Origin of the sequence: Pseudomonas sp. PAMC 25886 (genome assembly GCF_000242655.1) — a bacterium.
GTDB lineage: Bacteria > Pseudomonadota > Gammaproteobacteria > Pseudomonadales > Pseudomonadaceae > Aquipseudomonas.
The window spans coordinates 84525-100955 of the sequence record NZ_AHHC01000062.1 but is presented as its reverse complement, the minus strand read 5'-3'; the positions used below and the strand labels follow the sequence as shown (position 1 = coordinate 100955).

Genomic DNA, 16431 nt, shown 5'->3' with positions numbered 1-16431 from the left:
CCCCAAAAGTAACCAAAAGGGCTCTTGCCCCACCACTCGGCACCTCGCTCGGGCTCGGTGTGCCCTCACTCCGGCTTTGGACCGTGGGCCGCCGCGATGGGCCATCCTTGGCCCAGCGCGGCTAACCCGGCGTCCTGCCGGGTTACCCACGCTCCAAAGCCTGCGTTCGGCCAGCGTGGTTTAACGGGGCGCCTAGGATCAAGATCAAAAGCAGATCAAGAACACAGCGGCCTACAGGCCGGCTTGAGTGGTGTGAAGCAAAGGCAACATCAAAATCTAAAGCGGGCACGGTCCAACTGTAGGAGCTGGCTTGCCTGCGATAGCATCGCCTCGGTGTACCTGAGAGACCGAGTTGTCTGCATCGCAGGCAAGCCAGCTCCCACAGAAAAGCAGGGCTGCATCAGTTTCAGATTTGGTTTTCCCTGTGTGCCTTGGCAGTCTCAGCTGCTCTGGCTTCTACCACTCAAGCCGGCCTGTAGGCCGCTGTGCTCTTGCTTTTGATCTTGATCTGACTGCCCCAATAAGCCCGAGGCCGAACGCAGGGATTGAGGAGCGGGTAAACCGGCAGGACGCCGGTTTAGCCGCGACGGGGCAGGGACGCCCCGTCGCGGCGGCCCGCGGAGCAATGCCGGAGTGAGGGAACACCGAGCCTTAGCGAGGTGCCGACAGGCGGGGCAGAGCCCTTTGCTTACTTTGGGGCTTTTCCAAAGTGAGTCGCTGTAAGAGCGAAACCCTAATCAGCCGTTACCGAAGAAATGGATATGTACCCAAAACAGAACAGCTGGCGCAGTAATTGCCTCCCCCCCCACCCCGAGCCCCAAAAAAAGGAACACCCCGCCATGCAACTACGCGCCTTGCGCTATTTCCACGAGGTCGCCCGCTGCGCTTCGTTGCGTAAAGCGGCGGAGCGTCTATACGTCACCCCAACCGCCGTCAGCCGCCAGATCGAACACCTCGAACACTTCTTCGGCGCCGCCCTGATTGAACGCGGCCCCCGCGGCATCCGCCTCACCGCCGAGGGCGAATGCCTCGCCGAACAAGTCACCTCAACCCTGCGCGGCCTCGACCAGGTGCGCGAAGTCATCGCCAGCCGCCAAAGCCAGGTGGCCGGTAACATCAGCATCCATGTGTCAGAAAGTATCGTTTCCACCGTACTCGCACCGGTACTCGCCACGTTCTACCGCGCCCACCCCAAGGTCACCTTCAACATCGTGATCGCCAGCGCCTCCGCCACCCTCGACGCATTGTGCAGCGGCGAAGCCGACCTGGGCCTGGCGTTCTACCTGCAAGAGCGCGCCGACGTCGAAGTCACCGCCCACTGCCAGTTATGGCACCGGGTGCTGGTCAGCGCCGAACACCCCTTCGCCCAGCGCGACAGCATCGAATTGAGCGAACTGGAAGGCCAGCCCCTGGCGATTCCCGACTCGGCTTACGGCGTGCGCCAGGCCCTGGAAGTGGCCGCGAAAAAACGCGGTGTGACCCTCGAACCGGTGTTCACCACCAGCTCCCTGGAAGTGCAGAAGAGCCTGGCCCGGCAACGGGCAGCCGTGTTGATTTTGCCCCAGGTAGAGGCAGACGTGCGTGACCTGGGTGACGGCCTGGTAGCCGTGCCGATCGCCGATGAAGACCTCGGGCGCATCCGCATCGACCTGTGTGTGTACCGCAACCGCCCCCGCTCGGTGGCGGTGCTCAAGTGCCAGGAGATGCTGGCGGGGGCGATGCAGCGCTGTTCGTTGAACTGAGCCTCAGAAGATATTGATCGGTACATTGGCGACGAGGCGGAACTCGTCGTAGCTGCCGTCAATCTGCCCGCCGCTGGCGCGGTGGTTGTAGACGATGGTGCGCAGTACGCTGTTCTTGAGCGGCCCCGACTGGATCACGTAGGCCAGCATCAAGCCGTTTTCGTTGTGCTTGGCGCCGTCCAGGCTGCGCACGTTGTAGCCGGTGTTGTGGCCGTTGCGGTCGCCGTCGTAGTGGGTGCCGTCGATGTCCCAGCCCTTGGCGTGCCACAGGCTGGCGGTGAGGCCGGGCACGCCGTAGGCGGCGAAGTCCAGGTCGTAGCGCAGTTGCCAGGACTTTTCGTTGGGGCCGTTGTAGTCCGAGTACAGCGAGTTGGCCATGTAGTTGCCGGTGGACTCCCACACGTAGTCGAAGTATTCGTTGCCGAACACCTGCTGCCAGGCCAGGGTCAGGCTGTGGGCCAGGTGCGTGGCGGTGAAGGCCAGGCTGGCGGCGTTGTTGTCGATGTAGCCGAGGTTTTTGTCCCCCGAGTCGCTGGTGTGGTAGTAGTTGAAGGCGGTCTTCAAGGCGATGTCGCTTTTGTCGCCGATGCGGTGGGTCAGGCCGACGTAGGTCTGGTCCCACATGTCTTCGAAGCGCGACGCGTAGACGCTGGCTTCCAGTCCGTAACCCGGCTTGACCGTGGCCCCCAGGTAGCTGATGCGTGAGCCGGTGTAGGCGCGGTTGCCGAAGGTGGTGGTGAGTTTTTCGGCGCCGGTGCCGGTGCGTGGGATCGCCCGTTCGAAGCTGCCGCCCTGCACCGACAGCCAGTCGAATTCGTTGCTGAAAAGGCCCACACCCTGGAAGCTGGAGGGCAGGGCGCGGTTGTCTTTGTAGCGCAGGATCGGGTTGTCGGTCATCAGCCGGCCGGCCTTGATCTCGGTGCTCGACAGGCGAAAACGCACGTCGCCCACCCCCAGGCGGCTCCAGGTGGGAATCGCGTCGCCGTCGCCATCCACCAGCACCCGGTCGCCGCCATTGGCCACCTTGCCGTGGCCGCGCTCCAGGTTGACCGCGCTGAAGATTCCCGCGTCCACGCCCACGCCAATCAGGCCCTGGGTGTAGCCGGAGCTGTACTTGAGCATGCTGGTCTGGACCCAGGTTTCCCGCACGCGGGTAGGTTCGATACCGCCGGCTTTCTTGATGCTCAGGTGAGTGGTGCGCTTAGTGTGCTGGTTGGAGTAGTAGTGACGCAGGTTCAGGTCCAGGGTGCTGCCTTCGAGGAAGCCCGGTGCGCTGGCTTGAGCGTTGTCCTGAGCGAAAACCTGGGTGCTGGACGCCAGAGTGACGGCCAGCAAAAGACGTGGATACATGGTAAATCCCCATACAAATCAGACGTAAGGCGACCGTCCCGGCAGGCCCTTGGGCGCTGCCGGTCGGTGGCGAAAAGACGCGGGACAGTGGGAAAAAGGTGTTCAGCGAACCGGGGCTTCTGTGAGCCGGGTTTCGCGGGCCGGGCTGCCGGGCAGCGGCGGGCGGGTTTCCTTGGCGAACCAGGCGGCGGTGAGGCACACCAGGTTGGCGACCAGCAGGTACCAGACCGGCGACATCGGGTCACCGGTGGTGCCGATCAGCCAGGTGATGATGATCTGCGCGGTGCCGCCAAACGCCGCCACACCGAAGGCGTAGACGATGGAGAAGCCGGTGGAGCGCACGGATTTCGGGAAGCTTTCCACCAGCAGCACGATCAGTGCCGCGCCACTCATGCCGTGCAGGCCCGAGAGTACGGCCAGGGTCAGCAGGAAGGTCGCAGGGCTTGGGTGCTCGGTCATCAGTTGCAGGGCCGGGAACAGGATTAACAGCAACACCACCCGGGGTGTCATCAGGATCGTCCGGCGCCCGAAGCGGTCGCAGAGCATGCCGCCAGCCACTGCGCACACGGCCATGGCAGCGCCCGCCACCAGGGTCGAGAGCATGGAGATGCTGGTGGGCAGCTTCAGCTCGGTGAGGGCGAAGGTGGTCATGTAGTTGAGGAAGTATTGGGTGATGGTGCTGCCGGAAAGAATCAGCAACCCCAGCACCAGTGCGCGCCGGTGTTTGCCGCAGACTTCCCGCACCAGGTCGCCGGTGCTGGTCTGCTCGCCATGGCCGTGGAAGGTTTCGGCAAGGTTGCGGCGGATGTATATGCCGATCGGCAACACCAGCAGGCCGAACACGAACGGTACGCGCCAGCCCCAGCTGTTGAGGTCTTCCGGGGACATGACTTTGGTCAGGGTGAAGCCCACCAGCCCGGCCACCATGGCGGCCACGCCCTGGGCAACCACTTGCCAGCAGGCATAGGTGCCGCGTTTGTGCGGTGGCGCAGCTTCGAGGATGTAGGTGGTAGCGGGGCCGGCCTCACCGCCCCAGGCCAGGCCCTGAATCATGCGGGTGACCACCAGCAGGATCGGCGCGGCGATGCCGATGGTCTCGTAGCCGGGCAATATCGCGATGCTGCCGGTGCCCACGGCCATCATCACCAGGGTCAACAGCATCGCCGGTTTGCGCCCGACGCGGTCGGCGTAGGCGCCGATCAGTACTGCGCCCAGGGGCCGGACGATAAAGCCGATACCGAAGGCCGTGACCGACAGCATCAAGCTGACGAAGGCGCTGTCGGACGGGAAGAACGTGTGGCCGATCATCACCGCAAAGGTTGCGTACACACCAAAGTCGAAAAACTCCACGGCGTTGCCCAGGACCACGGCGAAGATGCTCTTTTTGCCGGCGTCCGGAGACGGTGTTTCGGGTGCGTGATCAGGATCGGTTCGTGTCAATTGCTCAGTGTGCATACCAGCCCCTCGATTTTAGTTATAGGTCGTCCGAGCTCCCGGCCGGTGAGGCCCGGAGCTGGCGTGTGGGTGGGCAGTTCTTACAGCGTCAAAGTCAGGAAGGATTCGGCCAGTGGTGGATTGCGCCACGCCAGCTCTCGTAGGTTTTAGCGATTTGCAGCAGCCATTGATCAGCGAAGCGCGGGGCGATCATCTGCAGGCCGATGGGCATGCCATCGGCGGCGAAACCGCAGTTGATCGACAGCGCCGGTTGTTCGCCCATGTTCCAGGGCACGGTGAACACGATGTGCTCGAACGGCAATTGCGGGTCGTTGCTCGGTGACGGCCACTCGGCCGGGAAGGCGTTGACCTGGTTGGTGGGGGAGAGCACCAGGTCGAGTTCGTTGAACACCTGCGCGGCGCGGCGGCGCATTTCGAAGGTCTGGTTGAAGCCCTTCACGGCCTGTACGCCACTGATCTCGGCACCCGGCGCGGCCCAGTCGCGGATGTAGGGCAAGACCTTGTCGAACTGCTCGCTGCTCAGGGCCGATAAGTCGCCCCACTGGCGAGCGCGCCAGAAGTGGTCGAGGCCGTCGAGTTGGTTGCGGTCCATGATCGGCGGGATCAGCGTGACCTTCGCGCCATGGGCTTCGAACAATCGCGCTGCCTGCTCCACGGCTTCACATACGAAGCCTTCCGGCTGCATGCCCACTCCGGGCTCAAGCATCAGGCCGACGCGCAGGCCTTTGACAGACAGCGGCTGGTTGCTCCACGCAGTGGTGAGCGGGGGCAGGCTGGTGGCGTCGCGGGCATCGGGGCGGGCCAGGTGTTGCATCAGCAGCACGCAGTCGTCGACGGTACGGGTCATGGGGCCGGCGGCGCGGCCGGTGTAGTACGGGTCGATGGGGATGCGCCCCAGGGTCGGCTTGAACCCCACCAGGCCACACCAGGCGGCGGGCAGGCGCACCGAGCCGCCGATGTCGGTGCCCACGTGCAGCGGGCCATAGCCGGCGGCGGCCGCAGCGGCCGCACCGGAGCTGGAGCCGCCGGTGTTGTTGGCGGTATTCCACGGGTTGCGGGTGATGCCATGGAAGCTCGACAGACCGGAAGACAGCATGCCGAAATCCGGGTTGGTGGTCTTGGCCAGAATGATCGCGCCCGCTTCACGCATGCGGGCGGCGGGCGGTGCGTCCTTGAGGGCCGGGGTCAGGCGGGTGGCGGCGCTGCCAAGGGGAATGGGCACGCCTTCGGTGGCGATCAATTCCTTGAGGGTCACCGGCACGCCGTCGAGGGCGCCGTTGGGTTGGCCCTTGTTCCAGCGTTCGGTGGAGGCCTGGGCCTGCTGGCGCACCTGCTGCGGGTCGAAGGCGTAGAGCGCGTTGATCTGCGGCTCCCAGCGGTCGATATGGGCCAGGAGCTGGTCGTAATAGTCGATGGGCGCGAGTTGCCGGCTGGCGAATTGCGCCAGCAGTTCGGCGGCCGTAAGGGTGTGCAGGTCAGTCATCGAACGCTTCCTTGGGATGGGCCGGGTGGCTCATGGCGGGTTGCAGTAGGCATGACTATATAAACCCGGGTGTGGCGCGGCCATCACAATCGATGCAGTTCAGTGTTGCGTTTTTGTGTGCACTGACAGCGTGCCGCTAGTGGTCGTAAAGCGCCAACAGCACGGTGACGTTGTCCCGCCCGGAGTACTCCACGCTCAGGTCCAGCAGGCGTTCGCAGGCGGTTTGCAGGGTGTGGCGGGTGGCAGCGGCAAGGACCTGGGCGATTTCCTGATGGGGCACGCAGCCGTGCAGGCCGTCACTGCAGAGCATCAGCAGGTCGCCTGGCAGCACCGGCTGTACGCGTATCTGCGGTTCGACCCGTGCCGCCGGCCCGATGGCCTGCAACAGCAAGTTGCGCGCCGGCAGGCGGTCGACCTTGCCGGCCTCCAGCGCCTGCTGGTACCAGGTCTGGTCCCGGGTCAACAGCGCCAACTCGCCGTCGCGGTAACGGTACAGTCGGCTGTCGCCGACATGGAAGACCAGCAGCGGGCCTGGGTGGTGCGGGCGCCACAGGCCGGTCAGGGTGGTGCCCATGCCGTTGCCTTCGCTCATCTGCCGGGCGACGTTGCGGGCGTACACCTGGGCATTGACCTGGTCGATGGCGTCGTGCAGCACGCTCACGGCGTGCATTGCCGGGTCGGACCAAGTGGCATCGGGGTCGCTGGAGTAGGCCGGTGCGTCGGTTCCGTGGGCGTTGAGATGCTCCCGCAGGCAGGTCAGGGCCATTGCACTGGCCAGGGCGCCGGCTTCGTGGCCGCCCATGCCGTCGGCCACCGCCAGCAGTTGCAGGTCGGTATCCAGCAGAAAGTTGTCTTCGTTGCTCTCGCGTACCGGGCCGACGTCGCTCAGGCCGCAGGCAATCGCCGTGGCGAGGCGGTGCGGGCCAGCGGGGCTGAGGCTGGAGTCGGTCATGGGGTGGGCTCAAAGCTGTGGAGGAAGGCGAGGCGGTGGGCCTCGTTCTCGATGTGTTCGGCCAGGCGTTGCAGGAACGCCTGGCGCAGGGACGTGGTGCGTGCGGCACGGCTGACGACGATGCGTGCGATGGGGCCGATCAGCACGGCCAGGCGCCGTTCGGCCATTTCGCTGAAGGCCGGATCGATCCCGGGTTCGAGGGCGTGGGTGGGGTCGCGGATCAGCGTCACCACCGTCGGTTCGCTGACCGGTGCCGGGGCCGCTGTGGGTGGGTTCAAGCGCTGGAACAGCGACTGGCTGGCGCTGGCAAACTGTTCACGGCCGCGTTCCGAGGGAATGTGCGGCAACAGCGCGGCGCATACCGCTTCGAAATCTTGCGAGGCGTTCAGGCTCTTGCGCACCAGAAAGCGCGCCAGTGGGCCGATCTGGTGGGACAGCAGCGACTCCAATTCCGGCATCACCGCGAGTTTCCACGGGGTGAGGGTTTCCAAAGGCTCGGTGGCCGCCGTCGCCGTGGTCGGCGGGGTGTGCACGCCGAGGCTCTGGTTGGGGCGCATGAGCACGGTGCGATCGTCGTCGATCTCGGCGTTGATCCAGGTGCCGGTGGTGGTGCTGCCGATCAAGGCTTGCAGGTCATCGAGAAAGGCCTGGGCCGAGGGGTAGCGTTCACTCGGGCGCTTGGCCAGGGCGCGTGCGATCACGCTGTCCAGCGCCGGGTCGAGGGCCAGGTTGAGGCTCGACGGTGCCACCGGTGTCTGGTTGAGGATCTGCTGCATGACCATGGTGGCCGAGCCGGAAAACGGTCGCTCGCCGGTCAACAGTTGATAGAGCACGATGCCGGCGGAGAAGACGTCCGAGCGCCCGTCGATCAGTTCGCCGCAGAATTGCTCCGGCGACATGTAGCTGGGAGTGCCGATCATCGAGCCGGTCTGGGTCAGGGTCGATGAGTCCAGGCGGGCCACGCCGAAGTCGGTGACCTTGACCTGATCGTCGGCGGTAATCAGCAGGTTGGCCGGCTTGATGTCGCGGTGCACCACGCCCTTGGAGTGCGCGTATTCCAGGGCCAGCAGCAATTGGCGCATCCAGCCCAGGCTGTGGCTCAGCTCGCGCGGTGTTTGTGCGGCCAGCACGGTGTTGAGCGGTGTGCCTTCGACAAATTCCATGGCGATGTAGGCCGAGCCCTCGTCTTCGCCGTAGTCGTAGACCGCGACGATATTGGGGTGCATCAGCCGGCCCGCTGCCTGCGCTTCGTTCTTGAAACGGCTGACCAGCTCGGCGTGGTGGCTGTCGCCGAACAGCTCTTTGCGGATGGTCTTGAGCGCTACGGTGCGGGCGATGTGCGGGTCGAATGCCTTGTACACCGTGCCCATGGCCCCTTTGCCGAGCACGCTGTCGATGCGGTATTTGCCGAGTTGTTCAAGCATGGCGGTGCACCTACTCCTCAAGCATTTTCATGGCGCTGGCCAGGCTGGTGCGCATGCGCCCGAAGGATTGGCCCAGGCGTGCCAGTTCATCGTTGCCGCTTACGTCTATCGGCGGCACGTCGGTTTCACCCAGGCTGACCCGATCGGCCAGGGCCGACATCTGCCGCAGGCGCCGGGTGACAAACAGGTGCACCGCCACGTTCAAGGCCACCAGCAGCACCGCGAAAATCCCCAGCATCGACAGCATGTAGCTGTGGAGCATGCTGTTGGCCCGCTGCAACGGCAGGGCCAGCGGCACCGAGACCAGTTGTGCGCCGATGGTGTCGTTGAGTTTCCAGCCAAAGCCGTTCACCGCACCGTAGATGTCGACCATGGTTTTGGGCGCCGCGTCCGGGGTGCTGTGGCAGGCCAGGCAGGCACCGTCCTTGATCTGGATCGGTCGCGCGATGTACAGCGACGGGCCGTCCTTGTCGGTGCGCTCGCCCACCAGTTCATCGGTGGTGGGCTGGTTGCGCAGGTTGTTGATCAGGCTTTTTTCCCAGTCGTCGGCCAGGTCCCGGGGGTTGGTGGGGTTGAGGGTGGCTTCCTTGTAGGCGTAGTCCGGGTAGGACTTGAGCAATTCCTGCAGGTGCGAGATGGCGGCGAAGTCGGGCACCGACTGGGGCAGGAATTGGAATTTCAGGCGGTTTTCCAGCAGCGGCACGATTTGCTCGGCGGTGTAGGTGCTCGCAGCGGTGGCCGAGCGCATCAGCAGGCGCGCGGTTTCCAGGGTTTCCCGGCGTGCGCTTTGTTGCAGCATGTAGTGGGTGGCGACGCTGGTGGCAATGAAACCGACCACGAAGACGGCGAGGAACACCACGTTGAATTTTACCGCGAGCGACAATTTCATAAGGCCCCTTGGGTGCAGGCAAGGTTGAACGACGGGCAGGCCGTTAATGAGGGTTTTTCCGGCGCTCCAGGCGCAGCAGTTCGATCTCCCACTCCAGCACGCCGCCGCGGTTGGTCTTCACGGCCTGGCGAAAGGCCGGGTCTGTGAGGCGCGGGGCGAAACGGCTGGCGAGCATTTGCTGGCTGAGGTTCAGCGGGCTGACGACCCAGGGCGCGATGTCTTCGTAGGTGACGTCGCGTTCCTTTTTCAGCGCGGGGGCGGCAGGGATTTTTTTACCCAGCGCCACCAACGGATCAAGGAAGGGCCGGGGCAGGGCGTCGACAAACGCCTGTTCCGGGCGGGCGGTGGTTTTCAGGGGGGCGTCACCGGCGCGTTGGGCAAAGTCTTCGTGGTTCAGGGTGAGGGTGCGGCCGGCCTTGCCGTGGTTGTCCAGTTCGGTGACAGGCTGGCGGCCGTCTTCGACGAACATTTCGCTCTGGCGTGGCCCGACATGAATCACACTGGCGCTGTTGGTCACGTTGAACGCCAGACCACCGGCGTTGACTGCGAGGCTGGCATGGGCGCTTGCAGCCACTGGTTGCAGCTTCAACCAGCCGCTGAGCAGATTGATTTGTGCGGCCTTGCTGTTGGTGGCGATCAGGATTCGTGTGTCGGGCCCCAGGGCGACGATGGCCGGTGCCAGCCCTTCGATCTGGATGCCGGTGCCGCCGGTTTGCAGAATGTCGCCGCCTTGCAGGCGCGTGCCGGCGCCGATGGTGTAAAGGGTGGTGGCACGGATCAGGTGCAGGGGTTTTTCCGCAAAGGAAATCACCGCGATAGTGGCCGGGGCCGCAAGCACGTGCGGCAGCTGAAACAGCCCGGCGAGCAATAGGAGTATCGAAAGTTTCTTCACGTGGGCGCCAGTCATCGAGCGAGTCGGGGTTGCGTGCGCAAGGCATCGCAGGGCCGCAGGCTACCCGTTGCGGGGCCTGGGCAATAAGGCAATTTTGCGTATGGATCCGGCGCAATCCGATTGAGCAAAATCATGGAATAAAGCGCCGAGGGAGGGTGTTCTTCTCATGGTTTCGCGTGATTCAGGCAGCCGCTTTTTGCTGGCGCGAGACCGATGACTTTCCTCTCGTCAGGAGCACCTATGACCACCCAGTGCATGAACGCCTTTTCCTCCACCAAGCTCTTCCTGCAACAGAACTTCATGACCGCCAAGCGCATTCCTTCGGGATTGATCGCGGGCATCAACGTGTTCGACGTGAACGACCACAAAGCCGGCGGCTACCGCCTGGCCACCCTGGATAAACCCGGTGAGTACGGCAAGATCGAACGGCCGCTGATGGGCCATTGGGTGCCCCAGGGCAGTTTTTGCGATATCCCCGCCAACCCGGGCGCCACGGGCTACGTGTTCACTCCGGATTTCAGTGGCTGTTCGATCCTGATCGACCATATCGACGACACCACCTACCGGGTGTTCCACGTGCAGGGCGGCAGCGATTACCTGAACAAGGAATACCTCAGCCGCTTCGACGGCCACGGGCTGGGCTTCGCCACGGCGATGACCTTTGATGACTATGGCGAGGACGCCTATCCCCGGGGCTTTGCGTTCATGAAGTTCGAAGAAGGCCGCTGGTGGATTTATTTCCAGCGCCAGAACGGCGTGGGGCTGAATTTTGCCTATGGCAAATTCCAAATGAACGGCGCGCAAACCGTACGCGGTGGCGGGCGCATCCCGGTGCCTAACCTCAAGCGCGAGTCGCCGCGCCATGGCGTGGTGCACAGCGGCAAGGCCCTGCCGATGCCGGCCAGCCGGCTGACCGAACTCAAGGTTGAAGTCTGGTAGTGCCCCGGTTGAAAAATAATCGGGAATAAAAACTGATGGCTGATTGTTCATCCTGCAGACGCTGACAATTGACCCTCGACGGACTTCAAGATGATTGCACTGACGTTTCTTAAAACTCTCCCTGGCAGGCGCGTGATGAGCAGCACCGACCCTGATGTTGTGGCACGCCGTAATCGCCTGGCGCTGCTGGCGTTGCAAGTGATCGGCATGGTCGTGTTGATCGCCTGTGCCATCGATGCCCAAAGGGCGCAGGCGCAGGACCTGCCCGACCCGTTGAGCGGTGACGCGAAGACGATCCTGATGACCGTGCGGGCCGAAGGTGTGCAGATCTACAACTGCGCTAAGGACGGCAACGGCCAGTTGACCTGGCAGTTTCGCGAGCCGCTGGCGACGCTGATGATCAATGGCAAGACGGTGGGCCGGCACTTTGCGGGGCCGACCTGGCAGCTGGATGATCGCAGCGCCGTGGTCGGCAAAGTGGCTGCCCAGGCGCCGGGGGCAACGGGGCGGGATATTTCGCTGTTGCGCCTGGATGTGGTGAGCCATCAAGGCGTTGGCGGGCTGTCACCGGTGGTGGCGGTGCAACGGCTGCACACCGAAGGTGGCGTATTCAGCGGCCGTTGTGAGCACGACGGCGATTTGCACGTAGAGCCTTACCGCGCCGACTACCGTTTTCTCGGCCAGTAATCATTACTGCGTCACCCCGGGCCGCTCGGCTCGGTCGTAACACCCTCTGAACGTTTTCTTGCCTCGCGCCGGTAGCCATCGGTGTGCGGCGAAGCTGTGCCTGCAATTCAACCAATAATGATAGGAGCTTTACATGATCACTCGTTTACTCGCTGTCGCGGCGGTTTCCCTTGTTGCCTCGACGTGTGCCCAGGCGGCTGAAAGCGGTGCCACTGACTGGACCGGTTTCTACGGTGGCTTGAACGCCGGTGTTGGCTTCGGGGGTGACGGCGACGTCAATACCCAAGGCCAGGCGGCACCGAATATTGCCAATATCAACGGTGGCGCGCGTCCGGGTCGGGTGAACCTGGACCGTAACGGCTTCGTCGGTGGTGCGCAGATTGGCTACAACTACCAGTTCGGCCAATGGGTGGCGGGCGTCGAGGCCGATATCTCCCACACCGACCTGCAAGACAGCCGCAACATCGGCACCTCGCAACTGAATACGCACCTGGCGCTGAACAACAAGTTTGAGTCGAAGATCAAATACCTCGGCACCCTGCGCGGTCGCCTGGGTTACGCCTTTGACCATACGTTGATCTACGGCACCGCGGGCCTGGCGTATGGCGAAACCAGCCAGAGCGTGGATATGTTTGGCCCTACCGGCAATACCCAGTTCAGCGGTGATCAAAGTCACTTCAAGATGGGCTACACAGTGGGCGCAGGTATCGAACAGGCGATCACGCAAAACCTGTCGATCAAGACCGAATACCTGTACTACGACCTGGGCGAAGACAAGCTGAACGTGGCAGTGATTCCGGGCAGCGGTGGGGCGGGCACGGGTTATGACTCGAAATTCAAGAATGACGGGCAGATGCTGCGGGTGGGGTTGAACTGGAAGTTTGATTGATCGGTAGCAAGGCCTCAGGCGCAGGCGCCTGAGGCTGTTTTCGGGCGTGGCGAATGCCTGTGATAGACGCGGCTTGGCCGGGGTTTTGGTTTTTTGCGGGATTGGAAAGACACCCATGTTGCTGGGTCAAAGCGGGAAGCTGACACCACCGCTTCCTGAAGCAGCATGATGGAAACAGCGTCAGACTCATCCGGGTATTCGGTATCGAGGATGATCTCCAGAGTGTCTTTGTCTCGGTAGCCGCTGCAGGTCGGAATCAGGCTGAAGGCGTGATCTATACCTTCGGACTCATTTGGTTCGCAAATAGATGAAACAACACCCACATAAACGTTCCGATCGTTCAGCGTGAACATGCATTGAGAACCGCGCGCTATGGATTCTCTGAGCAGTGTTCTGAGGGGGCGGCCAGTTAGAAGCTCCAGCATCAATTGCTGGTTCAGCTCTTCCTCTGAAGCAAGTTGCAGCCGTTGACGACGCCAACGAACAAATAGTCGAGCCCAGAAGTACGGAATAATCATGGCTGTCAGACCGACCTGGAGCAAAAAGACCCAGAGGCCATGATTTCTATCGGTGGCGATGTCCAGCTCTACCAGCAGATTGCCCAGATAGGCGCTGTAATCAATGGGGATGGTGTGGCCTGCCAGTTGCAGTGGCTGTTTGGACAGGCAAAGAATCAATGTGGTCAGTACGAACGACAGTATCAGGCAGGTCCAGCCCAATCGCGCGACCTGTAAATAGAGTAACTGGCCCTCAAAGCGGTGAAGGCGGCAGTAATGGCCAGGGTGTTTCAGGCACACCAAATAGCCACTCACCAGTAACGGCAGTATCAGCAGTAGTCCCATGGGTTATTTAAATATCAGTTCACGTACCTTGCGCTTGTGTTCCTTGAACTCGGGCGAGTTGGTGATTTCCGAAGGGTCGACCGAAATACCCCACTCACCCACAATCCTCATGGTTTTGTATCGCTTGATAGCCCGGATATTTTCCAGATCTTCTTCAGTGGGTTTCTTGAACCACGCAAATGACTCAAACATGACCGGTGCCCTCGAAAAGTAGTAACCGGTTTTATAGCAAGAGTCGTTTTAGCAGACTACTGATGGCTCCCATCCAGAAGTCTCCATGTATCGTAGGAAACGTCCTCAGTTGCTCCAGCGGCCTAAAACGTCGGCGGCGTAATCACCCAAATCACCACCGCATCCACCTTCCCGGGGTTGCCATACCGATGGGGCTCACTGCTGGGGAAGCTGAAACTGTCCCCTTCATCCAGCTGAAAATGCCGCTCACCCACCCATAGCTCGAATTTCCCGCTCAACACATAACCCGCTTCTTCGCCCTCATGGCTATAACTCTGCTGGCTATAGGTCCCCGGCGGAAAGCGCGAATGGAGCATTTCCAGCTGGTGATTGGGCAGGGGTGTCAGCAACTGGTCGACGATGCCATCTTCATAGTGAATGCTCTGGCGATTGTTTTTGCGCACCACAAAGCCTTCGTCCTCCGCGGCCGGCGTGGTCTCGCTGGCAAAAAACCACTGGATCGTCACGCCCAGGCTGCGGGCGATATTGAACAGCGCCGGGATCGACGGGTAGGCGAGGTTGCGTTCCAGCTGGCTGATGTAGCCGGCGGTCAATTCGCTCCTCTGTGCCAATTCGGTGAGCGTCATGCCCCGGGCCTTGCGCAAGCCCCGGATGCGGGTGCCGAGAAACAGCTGTGGCGGTTGGTCGTTCAAATGTCCCACGCTACCTTCAATCCTTCATAAATCGCCTCTTCGGCGGTACGCGGCGCCAGGCAGTCGCCGATACGCGTGAACGCCACCTGGCCTTGCAGTTCTGCGCCCAGAGTGTCCACTGGCTGATGGCCCTGGCACAACACCAGGGTGTCGATATTTTCCAGCAACATCGGCTCGCCGCTGGCGGTGTGTTGCAGGTAGACGGTGGTGTCGTCGCAGCCGTACAAACGGGCGTAAGGGATGATCGGAATGCCCAGCCGATGCAGTTCACCGGCCAGTTGATCACGTACGTACAACGGGAGGTTTTCCCCGCAATGGGTGCCGTTCACTGCCAGTTGCACCTGATGGCCGGCGCGGGTCAGGCGTTCGGCGATGCCCGGGCCAATCCAGTCGCAACGCCAATCCACCACCACCACCGAACGGCCAAGCGGAACCTCATCGCGTAGCACTTGCCAGGCGTCCACCATCTGTAATTCGCCGCCGCGTTCGAAGGCCGGCCAGTAGGGCTCGGCGCCAGTGGCGATGATTACCTGGTCGGGCTGTTCGCGCGCCACCAACGCGCGGTCGACGCGGGTATTGCGCACCACGCGGACCCCGGCCAGTTCCATCTCGCGCTGCAAGTTGGTACTGGCGCCGCCGAACTCGCTGCGACGTGGCAGCAATTGCGCGAGCAGTACCTGGCCGCCCAGCTGGGCGCTGGCTTCATACAAGGTCACCGCATGCCCGCGTTGCGCCGCCACCGCGGCTGCCTTCATTCCCGCCGGGCCGCCACCGACCACCATGATCCGCTTGCGTCGCAGTGCCGGTTGCAACTGGCCAAACTGCAATTCGCGGCCGGTCTCGGGGTGCTGGATGCAGGAGATCGGCAAACCCTTGTGGAAGTGGCCGATACACGCCTGATTGCAGGCGATGCACGCCCGTACATCTTCGGCATGGCCGCTTGAGGTCTTGGCTGGCATTCGGGGGTCGCAGATCAGCGCGCGGGTCATGCCGCACACGTCGGCCTGGCCCCGTTGCAGCATCAGTTCAGCCTCCTGGGGCTGGTTGATGCGCCCGGTGACGAACAGCGGAATCGACAGGCTGGCCTTGAACGTCGCCGCCTCTGTCGCCAGGTACGCAGGGGCAATGGCCATGGGCGGCACGATGTGGATCGCGCCGCCAAGGGAGGCCGAGGTGCCGGCGACGATGTGCACGTAATCCAGCGCTGACTGAAGGCGTTGCACGGCCGCCAGGGAGTCCTCTTCGGTCAGGCCTTCGGGGTCGCGCTCATCAGCGGAAATGCGCAGGCCGATGATGAAATGCTCGTCGGTTGCGGACCGTACTGCGGCGATGATTTCCCGCAGGAAGCGCAGGCGTTGTTCCAGCTCGCCGTTGTAGCCGTCGGTGCGACGGTTCACTCGCGGGTTGAGAAACTGCGCCGGCAGATAACCATGGCTGGCGACCACCTCCACACCATCAATCCCGGCCTGATACAGGCGCTTCGCCGCCGCGCCGTAGCCCGCGACGATCTCGTCGATCATCGCCTGGTCAAGGGCCCGGGGCATCACCCGAAACCGCTCGTTTGGCACTCCGGAAGCCGAGTAGGCCACCGCCAGCAAGCCGTCAGCCGACTCCATGATTTCCCGCCCCGGATGGAAAATCTGCGACAGCACCACGGTGCCGTGGGCATGGCAGGTCTCGGCCAGTTGGCGGTAGCCGTCGATGCAGCTGTCATCGGTGGCCATCAGCACATGGGAGGTGTAGCGGGCGCTGTCGTGCACCCCGGCGACCTGCAACACAATCAGCCCCACGCCGCCCTCGGCGCGGGCCCGGTGGTAGGCGATCAGCTGTTCGTTGACCCGGTTGTCGGTGGGCATCGAGGTGTCGTGCCCGCTGGACATGATGCGGTTTTTCAGGCGTTTGCCGCGCAGTACCAACGGTTCAAAAAGATGCGGAAAGGCATGGGGCGACATGGTGCGGATACTCCAGGCACTGTTGTTATTATTTTTCTATAGGAGGTCAGC

The 16431-nt window shown here is 62.8% G+C and carries 14 protein-coding genes; 4 read left to right on the top strand and 10 right to left on the bottom strand.

Annotated features, from left to right (window positions below):
- Positions 1-839 precede the first annotated feature (839 nt).
- Positions 840-1742 carry a LysR family transcriptional regulator gene (locus MUM_RS0121095; protein ID WP_010173740.1) on the top strand — a complete coding sequence of 301 codons (903 nt, stop codon included), beginning with the start codon at positions 840-842 and terminating at the stop codon, positions 1740-1742.
- Positions 1743-1745: 3 nt separating this feature from the next.
- Here MUM_RS0121095 and MUM_RS0121090 read toward each other — a convergent pair whose 3' ends face one another.
- From MUM_RS0121090 to MUM_RS0121060, 7 genes are all read right to left on the bottom strand, one after another.
- Complete coding sequence (locus MUM_RS0121090; protein WP_010173738.1) at positions 1746-3092, bottom strand: OprD family outer membrane porin; 1347 nt, start codon at positions 3090-3092, stop codon at positions 1746-1748.
- A 102-nt stretch (positions 3093-3194) separates the two neighbouring features.
- Complete coding sequence (locus MUM_RS0121085; RefSeq protein WP_010173737.1) at positions 3195-4547, bottom strand: citrate-proton symporter; 1353 nt, start codon at positions 4545-4547, stop codon at positions 3195-3197.
- Between the two features lie 94 nt (positions 4548-4641).
- Positions 4642-6030, bottom strand: coding sequence for an amidase (locus tag MUM_RS0121080; RefSeq protein WP_010173735.1), 1389 nt, complete (start codon positions 6028-6030; stop codon positions 4642-4644).
- A 136-nt stretch (positions 6031-6166) separates the two neighbouring features.
- Positions 6167-6982, bottom strand: a complete 816-nt coding sequence (locus tag MUM_RS0121075; RefSeq protein WP_010173733.1) for a PP2C family protein-serine/threonine phosphatase — start codon at positions 6980-6982, stop codon at positions 6167-6169.
- Positions 6979-8406: a serine/threonine-protein kinase gene (locus MUM_RS0121070; protein WP_010173731.1), complete on the bottom strand. Its 1428-nt coding sequence runs from the start codon at positions 8404-8406 to the stop codon at positions 6979-6981. Before MUM_RS0121070 ends, MUM_RS0121075 begins: the two co-directional genes overlap by 4 nt.
- A gap of 10 nt (positions 8407-8416) precedes the next feature.
- Positions 8417-9295, bottom strand: a complete 879-nt coding sequence (locus MUM_RS0121065) for a c-type heme family protein (RefSeq protein ID WP_010173729.1) — start codon at positions 9293-9295, stop codon at positions 8417-8419.
- A gap of 43 nt (positions 9296-9338) precedes the next feature.
- Positions 9339-10202, bottom strand: coding sequence for a hypothetical protein (locus MUM_RS0121060; protein ID WP_238535548.1), 864 nt, complete (start codon positions 10200-10202; stop codon positions 9339-9341).
- Positions 10203-10427: 225 nt separating this feature from the next.
- Between MUM_RS0121060 and MUM_RS0121055 the strand changes: the two genes are divergently transcribed.
- The 3 genes from MUM_RS0121055 to MUM_RS0121045 all read left to right on the top strand — a co-directional run bounded on the left by MUM_RS0121055 (position 10428) and on the right by MUM_RS0121045 (position 12702).
- On the top strand, positions 10428-11126 hold the full coding sequence (locus MUM_RS0121055; protein WP_010173726.1) for a hypothetical protein: 699 nt from the start codon (positions 10428-10430) through the stop codon (positions 11124-11126).
- Positions 11127-11261: 135 nt separating this feature from the next.
- Positions 11262-11813: a DUF3455 domain-containing protein gene (locus MUM_RS0121050; RefSeq protein ID WP_010173725.1), complete on the top strand. Its 552-nt coding sequence runs from the start codon at positions 11262-11264 to the stop codon at positions 11811-11813.
- A 133-nt stretch (positions 11814-11946) separates the two neighbouring features.
- A complete protein-coding gene (locus MUM_RS0121045) occupies positions 11947-12702 on the top strand; it encodes an outer membrane protein (RefSeq protein WP_010173724.1) in 756 nt (251 codons plus the stop codon).
- A gap of 14 nt (positions 12703-12716) precedes the next feature.
- Here MUM_RS0121045 and MUM_RS0121040 read toward each other — a convergent pair whose 3' ends face one another.
- The 3 genes from MUM_RS0121040 to MUM_RS0121025 all read right to left on the bottom strand — a co-directional run bounded on the left by MUM_RS0121040 (position 12717) and on the right by MUM_RS0121025 (position 16380).
- On the bottom strand, positions 12717-13544 hold the full coding sequence (locus tag MUM_RS0121040; RefSeq protein ID WP_010173723.1) for a hypothetical protein: 828 nt from the start codon (positions 13542-13544) through the stop codon (positions 12717-12719).
- Between the two features lie 314 nt (positions 13545-13858).
- On the bottom strand, positions 13859-14449 hold the full coding sequence (locus tag MUM_RS0121030; protein ID WP_177325008.1) for a helix-turn-helix domain-containing protein: 591 nt from the start codon (positions 14447-14449) through the stop codon (positions 13859-13861).
- Positions 14425-16380: an oxidoreductase gene (locus MUM_RS0121025; protein WP_010173720.1), complete on the bottom strand. Its 1956-nt coding sequence runs from the start codon at positions 16378-16380 to the stop codon at positions 14425-14427. The genes MUM_RS0121030 and MUM_RS0121025 overlap by 25 nt, the downstream gene beginning before the upstream one ends.
- Positions 16381-16431: the final 51 nt, after the last annotated feature.